Origin of the sequence: Brevibacillus sedimenti, assembly GCF_020923495.1 — a bacterium.
Taxonomy (GTDB): Bacteria; Bacillota; Bacilli; order Brevibacillales; family Brevibacillaceae; genus Brevibacillus; species Brevibacillus aydinogluensis.
The window spans coordinates 2459640-2472976 of sequence record NZ_CP064048.1 but is presented as its reverse complement, the minus strand read 5'-3'; the positions used below and the strand labels follow the sequence as shown (position 1 = coordinate 2472976).

Below are 13337 nucleotides of genomic sequence, written 5' to 3'. Positions count from 1 at the left end.
CCTTTTACGACTGGGCGAGTTGTATATTCAACCCCTCTGCTTTGAAAGCGGACAACTGGTTGAGCGGCAATCCGTGATCCGTGATGATCTGGTCCACCTTGTCCAGGGAGAGCAGGTTGGTCAGCGACTTCTGCCCGAACTTCGTGTGGTCGGCCAGCAGGATCAAGCGGTCGGAGATTGAGATAAACTTCTGTTTGACCTGCGCTTCCATCTCGTTGTTCTCGTATATGCCGTGTTCCAGATGAACCCCGTGGCAGGAGAAGTAGAACTTATCCACGTGGTAACCTTCGATGGACTTTTCCGTCATCGTTCCGAAAAACGAGGTGGAGTCCTTGTTCAAGTAGCCGCCGACGGTGATCACCTTTACCTTGTCCTGACGGAGAAACTCCAGGGTGACGGCGATGGAATTGGTGATTACGGTGATCTCCCGCTCGCCCAGAAGCCGGGCCAACTGAAAGGAGACGTCGCTGGAGTCGAGGGCGATGATGTCCCCGTCCTGGATGCCTTTGGCCGCTTCCCTGGCGATCTCCCGCTTCGCTTCCAGATGGGCGACTTCGCGCTGTATGAGCGGCGATACTTCTTTTTCCCGCTGGTTCATCACTGCACCGCCGTGCGTGCGGTGAATCAATCCCTGTTTCTCCAATGCCTCCAGATCGCGGCGTATCGTCTCTTTCGTCACCTGAAACTGCTTGCTCAAGTTGGATACGTAGACGTGTCCCTTCTGTTCCAGCAGTTCGAGAATCTCCTGCTGCCTTTTTGAAACCAACATGACACGCAGTTCCTCCTTTTGTTTGTCTTGTCAACCGGTTGATTTGCAACATATTTCATACGATTTTAATTGCTTTTTCTTGTTATTTTACTCCCACAATTTTGGCATATCAACATCAGATCGTTTCTTCCGCTTCCCATAACGGACAGGAATGCTTTTGTTTTTTTACAAGAACAAACACCTCCCGCCTTGCCCCGGGGCTTGGAAACGGATACCGCGGGCATGCGGAAGGTATCGGTTATTACGGATATTGATGGTCGTACCTTTACCATGACCGTACATGACCGGGACGCGACGATTGGCCTCGTCGGCTTCCGGCAATGGGCATCACGACGACCGGCCAACGGCGGCTATCCCAGCATTTTATCGATGCACAACTGGCGGTGGTTGCGAAGATCGACAAACTCTCCCTGCCGGCGAACCAACGGACGCATCGGCTCATCCCGGTGAATCAGGATCACTTGCACCTCTTCGCCGTTGTTGAGCCGCGCCTTGGCTCCCACGTAAAGCTGGGCGATGTAGTGGACGAACGGGGAGACGATTTCAATGTTGAGCAGACCGTCGCACGCCTCCTTCCACAGCATGCGGGCCGCTTCAAACGGGGACGTCCGCTGCTTGTAGACGCGGTCGGAGCAGATTGCGTCAAACATGTCGGCAACTGCCACCACCTGACACTCCAGCGGGATCTGCTCATCCTTCCGCCCGTCCGGATAGCCGGAGCCGTCCAGCCGCTCGTGGTGCAGCAGGGCACAAATCGCGAGTGTTTCGTGAGCGTCCTCCATCTGCTTGAGAATCTCGTACCCGTACACGGTGTGCCGCTTCATCTCGGCAAATTCCTCGTCCGTCAGCTTGCCGGGTTTGAGCAGGATTTCCCGCGGCACGCGCGTTTTGCCGATATCGTGCAGAAAACCGGCCGCTCCCATCAACGAGATACGCTCCTCGTCCCATTTCAACAAGCGGGCGATCAGCGTACAGAGAATCCCAACGTTGAGGGAGTGGCGGTACGTGTAGCTGTCCGCACCTTCCAGCACGTACAGGGATCGAAACAGCCCGAGCCGCTCCCCCACCTGATCCGCCAGCGTTTGAAACGCCTGGCAGAACTCGTGCAGGCTCGGCATCTGTCCAATGTCCACGCGCTCAAACAGCCGCCTCGTCTGCTCCATCGCTTCCAGGTAGCAGACCACAATCTCCCGGTCCCCACCCTTGTCCAGCAGCTGGGCGGAGATCTTTTCGCCATTCCCCTCAGACAGGTCTTCTGCGATGCTGACGCGCGTGATGCGCTGTTTGCGCAGCGAATTCACGTGAGCGGCTGTCAGTACGGTTCGCCGAGGCAACAGCAGCACACCGGCATCCGAATAGAGATCCTCGGCCAGCACTTTGCCGACCAGTTCAGGATTTACAGAAGCCATTGGCATAGCATCAAACCTTTCCTAGCATTCATATTTTTTCTAAATTATAGAAAACAACCACTTTTTCTGACAACCTTTTTTCGACAATAGTCGCATGACAAAAGTCACAATCACATTGGCATGCTGCAGCATAGGATAAATGGCGGACCTGTGGAGGTTGAGTCAAGGAGGTAACCAGGCCATGACCTCGCTGTATATCACGCCCAAGGCGTGGAAGCAGATCGAACTTTCAGTCAGAAATAATCCCTCCCTGGAAACGGGAGGGATATTGATGGGATACGCGTTAAACGATAAAGAGTGGCTGATTACCTATGCCAGCGATCCCGGTCCCAAAGCCGTTCGTCATCCCAACGCCATCTTGTTTGACGACGACCACCTGCGCAGGCTGGTGCGCAAGTTGAGCCGACGGCAGCGCTGGCAGTACATCGGAGATTGGCACAGCCACACCATCAAAAGGCTGACGCCCAGCAAGGGAGACCGCCGTACGATTTGGACGAAGGCAAATCAGTCCCTCTACATGTCTTCATCGCCGATCATGCTGATTGTCGGACTGAACAGACAAGACAAGCTGCAGGCGCGCGCTTTTATTCTGGAAAACTCCCTGCGCGAAGTGGAGAAGGTTGAGCTTGCCACTCGGCGATCGCTTCGACAGCGCGACGGAAAATCTCCATAGCCTTGGTCGACTCCCCGGCTGGCTGGTTTGCCGCGACGACGGCAATGGCGTACCGGGGGGTGTCGACCGGCGTGTAGCCGACAAACCAGAGGTGGTTGCTGCCGTCGCCAGCCCCCGTCTGCGCGGTGCCGCTTTTGCCCGCCACCGGCCACGGCGCCTGCAGCAGCAGCCGGCCCGTTCCTTCGGTTACGACGAGGCGCAGCAGGCGCCTCATTTTTTTGGCTGTCACATAGTCAATCCCCGACTCCGGCAGCCGGTGCTCCGGAAAGCGGTAAAACGTCTGACCGTTTCGATACGCGATCTCACTCACCAACCGCACCTGGCCGGGCTGCCCGCCCCGCAGGATGGTCACCATCAGATTGGCGGCCTGCAGCGGCGTAATCCGCACATCCCGCTGGCCGATCGCTGTCTGGATCAATACACCTTCATCCTGGCGGGATACCGACTCGGCGAACACCCGTCCCTGCTCCTCGCCGTCCATCTGCCGAAAACCGTCCAGTTTGAACAGGTGCGGCGTGACGTGGCCCACCGGAGAAGACAAGCCCAGACGGCGGGCGTAGTCTTCCAGTTTGTCCCCGCCGATCCGTTTGGCAATTTCGGCAAAGGTGATGTTGCAGGACTGGGCAAACGCCTCCTCCATTGTCAGCGCACCATGACCGTCCCGCTTCCAGCAGGAAAAGCCGTATTTGCCATAACTGCCGCGGCAGACAAACCGCTCGGTGGGGGAAACCAGCCCCTCCGCCAGGGCAGCCGTGGCCACAACCGTCTTGAATACGGAACCGGGAGTGTACTGCTTGACAGCGCGGTTTCGCCACGCCCCCTGCTGCACGTCCACCTTCGTCTGGTCGTACTGCGGCCGGCTGACCATCGCCAGGACGTCTGCGTGTTCGGCATCCAGCACGACGATCGCCCCTTCTTGCATACCGGCGCTGTCCGCCGCCCGCTCCAAGCGGCGCTGCAGGTCGGCGTCCAGCGTGGTGACCAGCGACAGCGGGTAGTACTCGTTTTCCTGCCGCGTGTAGCGGATGTCCAGACCCTTGAGCGGCTTTCCCTCGCCGTCCACATAGTAGGAGAGCACGGACGGCTCCACGCCCTGCAAAAACCGGTCAAAGCTGCGTTCCAGGCCGGACGCGCCGACCGTGCTGTCCGCGTTCATTTTTCCTTCCGCCCACTCGTCCGGATAGAGCTTGCGGACCAGATCGGGATTGCGGTGGATGTAGCCGATCACGTGCTTGGCCACCTCGTCCGTCCGATAGCGCTCCGTCACCTTCAGGGCGAGGACGCCGGGAATCCCCAGCGCGTTTACCTGATCCGCCTGCCGCTCGCTCAATGGGACCAGCCTGCCGTCTGTCTGCCTCAGCATGATCGGAGCTTTCGCTTTGGTCATCACGTCTGTCAGCATCGTTTTCGGCACTTGCACGATCTCCGCCAGCCGCTTCCAAACGCCGTTGTCCTGCAGGCTGCTCCTCGCCAAAGGGAACAAAAGCAGGGCGAGTTGTTCCTCTCCTGTAAAGGGGTAGCCGTTTCGGTCGAGGATGTCGCCCCGGCCGCTGTTTAACACGATACTCTGCTGCCGCTGCTTGACCGCATTTTTCACCAAATCGATGCCGTGTTTGGAGAAGCGGTGCGATGCCCACAGTTGTATCCACCAGAGGCGGACCAACAGCCCGGCCCACACCAGCGTCATGAACAACAGCACGAGAAAGTGGCGCCGTTTCACCCGTCGTTCCAGGTCCATGCGCAATCCCCCGCCTTTTTTTTCCAGTATTGCCGGAGAAGGTGGCGGGAAAACCTGATGGGACCCTTCGTTTTCACAGCTCAGGCAATCGAGTAGGAGGGGGTGGTTAACCCCCGTCCTCTCACACCACCGTACGTACCGACCGGTATACGGCGGTTCACCAAGCTTGACGAAGTGTGAAATATCGCTGTATCAAACTCATCAGCCCTTGTTGTTGCCAGTAGGCAATACCAAGGGCTTTGTGCATGTGCGGGGATTTTGTTGTCCGCCACGCCCCCTTTCGGGTGTTTGCGATTTCCAGTGCTCTGTTGTGAGAAAATCCAAGCGAACGAAGTTCGCGGTACCTCGTACGAACTCGTTTCCACTGCGTCCATAGACAGAGCCGGAGCCTTCGGCGAATCCATTCCTCTATTCGCAGAAGATGGGTTTTCGCCTCGGCCAGCGCAAAATACCCGATCCATCCCATGAGGTATTGGTTGAGTTTTTGAATCCTCTCCTGCATGGTCATGCTTCGATGTGGGTTGGTTAATTGGCGAATTCGTCCTTTTAACCGGGTGATCGATTTGGGATGCAGACGTATCCGCGCTTCCTTTCCCGGAATAAAGCTAAAGCCGAGGAACTTCCGGTTGCACGGGCGGTCCACCGCACTTTTCTGTTGATTTACCTTGAGTTTGAGAACCCTAGTCAAGTATCGCTCCACACTTGCCTTTACACGTTCACCCGCACGTTTGGAGCGGACGTAGATGTTGCAGTCGTCCGCATAGCGGCAGAAACGGTGTCTCCTTTTCTCCAACTCCTTGTCCAGGTCGTCTAGCAGAATGTTGGCCAACAGCGGACTTAAGGGGCCACCTTGCGGCGTGCCCTCTTCCGTCGTGACACACACTCCGTTGACCATGACTCCGGATTGCAGATAAGCGCGAATTAGTTTAAGAAGGCGCTTGTCCTTCACCTTGCGGGCAACCCGGCTCATTAGGATATCATGGTTGACCCGGTCGAAGAACTTCTCCAAGTCGATGTCGACCACATACCGGAATCCTTCGTTGATGTACTGTTGTGCTTTCCGCACAGCACTGTGAGCACGGCGGCCTGGACGGAACCCGAAGCTGGAGTCGGAGAACTCTGGGTCGAATATGGGAGTCAATACCTGCAGGATGGCCTGCTGGATGAAGCGATCTACCACGGTAGGGATGCCTAGCAATCGTATTCCCCCGTCAGGTTTCGGGATTTCGACCCTGCGGACAGGAGACGGCTTGTAGGTTCCCTTCTCGATTTGCGACCGGATGGTCGCCCAGTGCTGACGAAGGTAGTCGCGCAGTTGTTCGGTTGAAACACCGTCGATTCCCGCAGCACCTCTGTTGGCCTCCACTCGTTTGAGAGCGGCCATGAGGTTGTCCCGTGACAGCACTTTCTCCAGCATGCCCCTGACGATACTCCTCTCTTCGCACACATGTTGCTAAGCTTGCCGTACGATGCTCAGCCCTTCTCTGTACCCTCGGGGCTTCACCCCTACTATTCAGAGGAAGTTCCATTTCGGAATTCTGCTTCGACGCACCGTATCGAAAGGGATTAGAACATGTGTTGACTTGATGTTCGGCCCTTCCTCCTTCGAGCGTCCTCTATCGGAGTACTATGGCCTCTGCTGACTTCTGCATGTTCAGCGCCCCCTCGCGGAGACGGTTGCCAACGGTAGTAGGCGTATCATGCAGACCTCCCCGGGTAAGGACGGTAACTTTCGTCCCATGTACCTGCCCAATTTACTGCTGCACTCCTTGGCTGTATGGGGCTTCACCTTGTTCGGCAGGCTCGCCCGAGTACAACAGCCTCAAATTGGGTTCGTGTACCTCAGGTCAGGACTTTGCCGCCGGCTTCCTTCAGATTCCGCCTCACGGCGGACACCCTTGCCTTAAGCTAACGGTTGGTACAGCCAACCCCCGTTCGGGACTTTCACCCTATAGCTACCGCCCATGCCGGGCGCACTGAAAAAAGCGCGCCGCTAGTTAGCGGTGCGCTCGCGTATCGGTTCAGATATTCACGTGCGGTGATGTCCCTGACTGAGCCGGTCACGCTGCCTGCGGCTTCGATCGGCCCGGCAAGGCAGCGATCTTTTTCCCGGCCTGGCTGACGTCGCTTACGCGTTGGAGAGCTGCTGTTTCTCCAGCAGGATGTTGCGGATCTTGGTCGACAGGAGATCGAGCGCAACCCGGTTGTAGCCGCCTTCCGGGATGATCACGTCGGCGTACCGCTTGGTCGGCTCGATAAACTGCAGGTGCATCGGCCGTACGACGTTGAGGTACTGGTTGACCACCGATTCAAGCGAACGGCCGCGCTCTTCGATGTCGCGCATGATCCGCCGGACGATGCGCACGTCCGCGTCAGTGTCGACAAACACCTTGATGTCCATCAGGTCGCGGATGCGGGGATCTTCCAGGATCAGCATGCCTTCCAGAATAATCACGTCTTTCGGCTCCACCAGCACTGTTTCCTTTTTCCGATTGTGCACCTTGAAATCGTAAATCGGCTTTTGGATCGGTCGGCGCTGCATCAGCTCCTGCAGGTGAAACAGCAGCAGATCGTTGTCAAACGCAAACGGGTGGTCGTAATTGGTCATCGCACGCTCTTCCAGACTGAGGTGGCTCTGGTCCTTGTAGTACGAATCCTGCTCAATCATGGCGACGCTGTCGTTTTGAAACTGGCGAAACAGTTCCCGCGCCACGGTAGTTTTGCCGGAGCCGCTGCCCCCGGCGACCCCAATCAATACGGGGTGACCCATGCTCCATGTCTCCTTCCTCTTGCTACTCCCTGGCCTTACAGCCGGGGACCGTTCTCAGTTGTGTAATCGGCTGTCCGCTTCAGGCTGACGGCCAGGCCGTCGCCCACCGGAACAAACGTCGTTTCCAATTGCGGATGCTGCGCCAGGCAGGTGTTGAACTGCCGCAGCTTGTCCACCAGCGGCCGCTGTCGTTTTCCCGCTTCTTCCGGCGCCGCCACCAGCCCGCGAAACAGGACGTTGTCAGACAGCACCAGCCCTCCTTCGCGCAACAACGGCAGGTAGAGATCGAGAAACGTGCGGTACTGTCCCTTGGCGGCGTCGATAAACAGACAGTCAAATTGGTACGTGTCCGGCAGACCGAGCGTGGCGTCTCTATTGAGAATCTCGATCCGCTCTGACAACCCGGCTTCGGCGATGTTGGCACGCGCCCGCTCCAGACGCTGTTCGTCGATGTCCATCGTGACGATACGGGCTTCCGGTGCCGCCTCCGCCATCCAGATGGTGGAATAACCGATGGCGGTCCCCACTTCCAGAATCGACTGCGGCCGGTGAAGCTGGAGCAACATCCGGATCGTCTGCGCTGTCGGCAGTTGGACGATGGGAATGCCCTCTTCCGCCGCTTCCCGCTCCAATCGCGCCAGCAGCGGGGAACGCGGCGGGATCAGCCCCGTCACATAAGCATCAATCGCCGGATTGGTAATCATCACATCACGCTCCCTAACCTAACAACCGGATCATTATAGCATACCCGCGGGCAAAAAACAGAGGAAACCGCGTCAGTTCCCTCTGCTTTTCGCATCGTTGGCCTGGTGCTCGGCCAGCGTGCGGGAAAAGTAATGCTCGGACGAACCGTCCTTTTTGGTCACGTAAAAGAAATAATCGTGTTGGGCCGGATGGACGACGGCTTCCAGCGACGCCCGGCCGGGGTTGGCGATCGGCCCGGGCGGCAGTCCCGGATGCTTGTACGTGTTGTACGGACTGTTTACCTTTAGATCGTCATACGTCAGCCGGTCGCGCTGCTTGCCGAGAACAAACTGGACGGTGGCGTCGGCCTGCAACAGCCACCCTTCACGCAGCCGGTTGTAGTAGACGCCGGCCACGATCGGCCGCTCCTTGTCCACCACGACTTCCCGCTCCACGATGGACGCCAGGCGGACTGCCTCATCCATGGTCATGTTCCTCTGCTTCAACGTTTCCGTCCACTCCGGTTGCCATTCCTTTTGGAACTGGGCGAGCATCTTGGCGATGATCTCGTGCGCGCTGGCCCCCTTTTTCACTTCGTACGTCTCGGGGAACAGGTAGCCCTCCAGGCGGTATTTTCGCCCTTCCGTTTTCGGAATGGCCGCGACAAACGGAAACTCCGGAAAGCTTCCCTGCTCCACTTCCCGCAAAAATTCCGCCTTGTCAACAAGTCCTTTTTGGGCCAGATGATCGGCGATCTGCTCCACGTTCCAGCCCTCCGGCACGGTAAAGCGAACGGAGTTCACCACGATCTTGCCCTGCGCCATGGCTAGCAGGATCTCATCGACGGTGGCACCCGTCTGAAACTGGTAGGTCCCGGCCTGCAGGCGGGAGCCGATCCCCTGGTATTTGGCATAGTAGGCAAACAGGTCGGCGTTGCGGATCAGCCCCTGCTCCTCCAGCAGACGGCCGATCTCCCGCACCGACGAACCGGACGGAATGGTTACCGTTTTAACTGTGCGCTCGCCATTTGGCGGCTGCAGCCCTTGATACACGTAAAATGCCGCTCCTCCCGCCGCGATCAGCAGACAGAACAGCGCGACCCCCAACCGAAACAGGCGGCCGCGCCTGCGCCGCTTGGGCGGCGGCCATTCGGCGCTGCGATCTTGTTTCAGTGACAGATGATTCACGACAGAGTCCTCCTTTTTTCGCGGTGCCTCGCTGCCAATCCATTGATTTCGACACGCGGCACCTGGGACCCCAAAGAGGGCTCGTCCCTGCATCTTTTCCATTATACCCAAGGCATGTCCTGCTGTCATCAGCACGTGATCCATGCAGTTTTTGGGCACATCATGCAGGCGGAGCGCAACGCCACGGGCAAAAAAACGAGAGGGCTGCATCGCCCTCCCGTTATTGCTCTTACAGCTCTTCTTTTTCCAGGTCGGCAATCAGGGTCTCGAACGTCGCCTCCACCTGTTCCCACTCCGCATCGTCCTCGATTGGCTGGAGCATGTCAGTGCCGTCGTAGCGCAGGAAGTGAACCTCGTACTCCTCTTCATCTTCCTGGTCGACGGGAACCAGCACGAGATACGTGCGGTCTTCGATGTCAAAAATGTACATGATGCGGAAATCACGCGGGTTGTCATCGCCTTCTTCGGTCAGTGCGATCACATCCCCGACTTCAAACTCATCAAACAGTTCTTCGCTCATATCTCGGTCACCTCGATTTTGCGTCCAAGTAACCCTGCAGGATTAATGTGGCCGCCATTTTGTCTATCACGTTTTTGCGTTTTTGCCGGCTGACATCGGCAGTAATCAACATTCGCTCCGCGGCCATGGTGGTCAGCCGTTCGTCCCAAAGACGTACAGGCAGCCCCGTCCGTTCCTCGAGCCAACGGGCAAACGCCTGGCAGCTTTCCCCGCGCGCTCCGATGGTGCCGTTCATATTTTTGGGCAGGCCCACGACAATTTCGCCGACCTGATAATATTGTATCCATTCTTTCAAGCGAGCGAGATCCTTCTCCTTTGACTGGCGCCTGATCGTCTCCACCCCTTGGGCGGTCCAGCCCAGCTCATCGCTGACGGCCACGCCGATGGTTTTCTCGCCCACATCCAATCCCAGAATTCGTGCCATTGCCTGCACACACCTACTTGCGTTCTTCCGACAAGTAGACGGTTACCAGCTCTTCAATAATTCTGTCCCGCTCAATTTTGCCGATCAGGCTGCGCGCATTGTTGTGGCGGGGAATGAATGCCGGATCACCGGAAAGCAGGTAGCCGACAATCTGCGTAATCGGGTTGTACCCCTTCTCTTGCAGGGCCTTGTAGACCTCTGTCAGCGTCTCCCGCACTTCCACCGTATTATTTTCCTTGGGCACCGTGAACTTCATGGTTTTATCCATCGAACTCACGATCAACACCTCGATTCCTCTGAGACTCTTCCGCATTCGCTCTTCACATGTGTATTCGCCTCAAAACGGCCGATTCCTTGTCGATCGAACACTTTTCTTGTCAGGCAATACGTGGCGAGGAAAGACGGCGGCGTTACTTCGCCACCGCCTGTCCTTTCACCAGATCGTAGACCAATTCCAGCGCCTCTTGCAGCTTGGCAGGGTCCTTGCCGCCCGCCTGGGCCATGTCAGGACGGCCTCCGCCTCCTCCGCCGCAGCGGGTGGCCACTTCCTTGATCAGTTTGCCTGCATGGAAGCCCTTGTCCATCAGGTCTTTGGTCACGCCGGCCACCAGGTTGACCTTCTCGCCGTCCACCGCACCAAGGACGATGACAGCCGATCCCAGTTTGTTTTTCAGCTCGTCTACCATGCCGCGCAGGTTATCCATATCGGTCGCGGAGACGCGGGCAGCCAGCACCTTGACGCCTTCCACCTCTTTCAGCTTGTCGGTCAGCGACGCTGCTTCGATGTTGCCCAGTTTGGCGCGCAGCGATTCGTTTTCGCGCTGCACGTCCTTCAACTGCTGCTGGAGCGCCTCGATGCGGGCCGGCGTCTCTGCCAGGACCGGTGCCTTGAGTGCGTTGGCCACCTCTTTCAGCGTGCTCAGCTGCTGGTTGAGGTAGTGGTAGGCGCCGCGTCCCGTCACTGCTTCGATCCGGCGCGTGCCCGCCCCGATGCCGCTCTCGCTGACGATCTTGAACAGGCCGATTTCCGCCGTGTTGGACACGTGGCAGCCGCCGCACAGCTCCAGACTGTAGTCACCCACCTTGACCACGCGGACGATCTCGCCGTACTTTTCACCGAACAGCGCCATCGCTCCCATCGCCTTCGCTTCGTCAAGGGACTTGTGGAAGATGTCTACGTTCAGGTTGGCCCACACTTTTTCGTTGACGATCGCTTCGATCCGCTCCAGTTCTTCCGGAGTCACCGCGCTGATATGGGTGAAGTCAAACCGCAGGCGATCCGGCGCCACCAGCGAACCGGCCTGGTTGACATGCGTGCCCAGCACGTCTTTGAGCGCCTGGTGCAGCAGGTGTGTGGCCGTGTGGTTTTTGGTGATGTCGAGTCGGGCATTCCGGTTCACTTCGGCGCGGACTTCTTCGCCGACGCGCAGTGTGCCTGCCTCCACAACGACGGTGTGCACGTGTTGGCCCATCGGCCCTTTTTGCACGTCGGTGACGCGCGCCTTGACGGAGTCGGAAATGATGAGGCCCTCGTCGTTGATTTGACCGCCGCTTTCCGCGTAAAACGGGGTACGGCTCAAGACGACCTGGACAGTCTGTCCTTCTTCCGCCTCGTCAGCCAGCTGGTTGTTGGCGATGATCGCCTCCACCTTGCCATTCGCTACCAATTCAGTATACCCAACAAATTCGCTCGTAACCGTCAAATCGGCAAGCGGGCCGCCCTGTGTCTGCATGCTGTCCACGTCCTGGCGGGCGGCACGGGCACGCTCGCGCTGTTCCTCCATCGCCCGCTCGAATCCTTCGCGGTCCACCGTCAGCCCTTGTTCGCCGGCAAAGTCTTCGGTCAGGTCAACCGGGAACCCGTAGGTGTCGTACATTTTGAAGACGTCCTGGCCGGACAGTTGGCTCTTGCCTTCCGCCTTTGCCGTTTTCACCATTTCGGCCAGAATGGCGAGGCCGTCGTTCAACGTTTCGTGGAAGCGTTCCTCTTCGGCGCGGATCACTTTTTCGATGAAGGCGCGCTTCTCCACCACTTCCGGATAGAAATCGCCCATCATCCTGCCGACCGTTTCCGTCAGGCGATAGAGGAACGGCTGCTCCACGCCCAGCTTTTTGCCCATCCGCACTGCACGGCGCAGCAGGCGGCGAATGACGTAGCCGCGCCCTTCATTGGAAGGCAGCGCGCCGTCGCTGATGGCAAAGACGACGGTGCGGGCGTGGTCGGCGATCACCTTCAGCGCCACGTCCAGGTCCGGGTCCTGCTTGTAGGCGACGCCGGAGATGGCACTGGTCGCCTCGATCAGCGGGAACAGCAGGTCTGTTTCAAAGTTGTTGTCCACGTCCTGGATGATGGACGCCATCCGCTCCAGCCCCATGCCGGTGTCAATGTTCTTTTTCGGCAGCGGCGTGTAGCTGCCGTCCGGGTTGTGGTTATACTGCGAGAAGACCAGGTTCCACACTTCCAGGAAGCGCTCGTTTTCGCCGCCCGGGTACAGTTCCGGGTCGTTGGGATCGTTGCCAAACCGCTCCCCGCGATCGTAAAAAATCTCGGAGTTGGGACCGCAGGGGCCTTCGCCGATGTCCCAGAAGTTGGCTTCCAGGCGAATGATCCGCTCTTCGGGAATGCCCACTTTTTTGTGCCAGATGTCAAACGCCTCGTCGTCCTCGGGGTGAATCGTAACCCACAGACGCTCCGGTTCAAATCCGATCCACTGCGGGCTGGTGAGGAATTCCCATGCCCAGGTGATCGACTCTTCTTTGAAATAGTCGCCGATGGAGAAGTTCCCCAGCATTTCAAAGAACGTGTGGTGACGAGCCGTGCGTCCCACGTTTTCGATGTCGTTGGTGCGGATCGATTTTTGCGAGTTGACAATTCGGGGGTTGTCCGGCACGACTCGGCCGTCAAAGTACTTTTTCAGCGGTGCCATCCCGCAGTTGATCCACAGAAGCGACGGGTCGTCGTGCGGAATCAGCGGCGCGCTCGGCTCCACGTGGTGTCCCTTGCTTTTGAAGAAATCGAGATACATTTGGCGGATTTGGCTGCCAGTCAGTTTCTTCATCGAAAATCCTCCCAAAAAATGAGTGTGAAACGCGTACATGATCGGAAAAAGGGTCGCTCCCTCCCGGACGAAGCGACGGACCTGCGCGAAAAAAAAGTCCCCAT

Annotated in this window: 11 protein-coding genes and 1 pseudogene; 1 reads left to right on the top strand and 11 read right to left on the bottom strand. The window is 57.9% G+C overall.

All coding sequences use genetic code 11. The features are described 5' to 3' along the window. Positions 1 to 4: 4 nt before the first annotated feature. Positions 5 to 769 (bottom strand): DeoR/GlpR family DNA-binding transcription regulator, encoded by a 765-nt coding sequence (locus IRT44_RS12060; protein ID WP_171565404.1) that lies wholly within the window; start codon positions 767 to 769, stop codon positions 5 to 7. Positions 770 to 1119: 350 nt separating this feature from the next. Next, positions 1120 to 2184, bottom strand: coding sequence for an HD-GYP domain-containing protein (locus IRT44_RS12055; protein WP_230076736.1), 1065 nt, complete (start codon positions 2182 to 2184; stop codon positions 1120 to 1122). A gap of 175 nt (positions 2185 to 2359) precedes the next feature. On the opposite strand from IRT44_RS12055, the gene IRT44_RS12050 reads away from it, so the two are divergent. Then, positions 2360 to 2851 carry a Mov34/MPN/PAD-1 family protein gene (locus IRT44_RS12050; protein WP_171565406.1) on the top strand — a complete coding sequence of 164 codons (492 nt, stop codon included), beginning with the start codon at positions 2360 to 2362 and terminating at the stop codon, positions 2849 to 2851. Here the strand turns inward: IRT44_RS12050 and IRT44_RS12045 are convergent. The 9 genes and pseudogenes from IRT44_RS12045 to alaS all read right to left on the bottom strand — a co-directional run bounded on the left by IRT44_RS12045 (position 2763) and on the right by alaS (position 13233). Beyond that, on the bottom strand, positions 2763 to 4589 hold the full coding sequence (locus IRT44_RS12045) for a peptidoglycan D,D-transpeptidase FtsI family protein (protein WP_171565407.1): 1827 nt from the start codon (positions 4587 to 4589) through the stop codon (positions 2763 to 2765). The genes IRT44_RS12050 and IRT44_RS12045 overlap by 89 nt on opposite strands. A 157-nt stretch (positions 4590 to 4746) precedes the next feature. Continuing rightward, positions 4747 to 6006 carry a group II intron reverse transcriptase/maturase gene (gene ltrA, locus IRT44_RS12040; RefSeq protein ID WP_230076735.1) on the bottom strand — a complete coding sequence of 420 codons (1260 nt, stop codon included), beginning with the start codon at positions 6004 to 6006 and terminating at the stop codon, positions 4747 to 4749. Between the two features lie 711 nt (positions 6007 to 6717). After that, a pseudogene (gene udk / locus IRT44_RS12035) lies at positions 6718 to 7365 on the bottom strand (uridine kinase); the annotation flags it as partial. A 29-nt stretch (positions 7366 to 7394) separates the two neighbouring features. Next, positions 7395 to 8063, bottom strand: coding sequence for an O-methyltransferase (locus IRT44_RS12030; protein WP_230076734.1), 669 nt, complete (start codon positions 8061 to 8063; stop codon positions 7395 to 7397). A 72-nt stretch (positions 8064 to 8135) separates the two neighbouring features. Continuing rightward, complete coding sequence (gene mltG, locus IRT44_RS12025) at positions 8136 to 9230, bottom strand: endolytic transglycosylase MltG (protein WP_230076733.1); 1095 nt, start codon at positions 9228 to 9230, stop codon at positions 8136 to 8138. A 229-nt stretch (positions 9231 to 9459) separates the two neighbouring features. Continuing rightward, positions 9460 to 9750, bottom strand: coding sequence for a DUF1292 domain-containing protein (locus IRT44_RS12020; RefSeq protein WP_171565410.1), 291 nt, complete (start codon positions 9748 to 9750; stop codon positions 9460 to 9462). 7 nt (positions 9751 to 9757) lie between these two features. After that, positions 9758 to 10174, bottom strand: coding sequence for a Holliday junction resolvase RuvX (gene ruvX, locus IRT44_RS12015; RefSeq protein ID WP_171565411.1), 417 nt, complete (start codon positions 10172 to 10174; stop codon positions 9758 to 9760). Between the two features lie 13 nt (positions 10175 to 10187). Further along, a complete protein-coding gene (locus IRT44_RS12010) occupies positions 10188 to 10451 on the bottom strand; it encodes an IreB family regulatory phosphoprotein (protein WP_171565412.1) in 264 nt (87 codons plus the stop codon). 133 nt (positions 10452 to 10584) lie between these two features. Next, entirely contained in the window at positions 10585 to 13233 is a 2649-nt protein-coding gene (gene alaS, locus IRT44_RS12005; RefSeq protein ID WP_171565413.1) for an alanine--tRNA ligase, read from the bottom strand. Positions 13234 to 13337 lie beyond the last annotated feature (104 nt).

What these genes read in the sequence shown, in the direction of transcription:
- IRT44_RS12050 (WP_171565406.1), top strand. Translation starts at nt 2,360, where the DNA reads ATGACCTCGCTGTATATCACGCCCAAGGCGTGGAAGCAGATCGAACTT.
- alaS (WP_171565413.1), bottom strand. Translation starts at nt 13,233, where the DNA reads ATGAAGAAACTGACTGGCAGCCAAATCCGCCAAATGTATCTCGATTTC.
- IRT44_RS12055 (WP_230076736.1), bottom strand. Translation starts at nt 2,184, where the DNA reads ATGCCAATGGCTTCTGTAAATCCTGAACTGGTCGGCAAAGTGCTGGCC.
- IRT44_RS12020 (WP_171565410.1), bottom strand. Translation starts at nt 9,750, where the DNA reads ATGAGCGAAGAACTGTTTGATGAGTTTGAAGTCGGGGATGTGATCGCA.
- ltrA (WP_230076735.1), bottom strand. Translation starts at nt 6,006, where the DNA reads ATGCTGGAGAAAGTGCTGTCACGGGACAACCTCATGGCCGCTCTCAAA.
- ruvX (WP_171565411.1), bottom strand. Translation starts at nt 10,174, where the DNA reads ATGGCACGAATTCTGGGATTGGATGTGGGCGAGAAAACCATCGGCGTG.
- IRT44_RS12060 (WP_171565404.1), bottom strand. Translation starts at nt 769, where the DNA reads ATGTTGGTTTCAAAAAGGCAGCAGGAGATTCTCGAACTGCTGGAACAG.
- IRT44_RS12045 (WP_171565407.1), bottom strand. Translation starts at nt 4,589, where the DNA reads ATGGACCTGGAACGACGGGTGAAACGGCGCCACTTTCTCGTGCTGTTG.
- IRT44_RS12030 (WP_230076734.1), bottom strand. Translation starts at nt 8,063, where the DNA reads ATGATTACCAATCCGGCGATTGATGCTTATGTGACGGGGCTGATCCCG.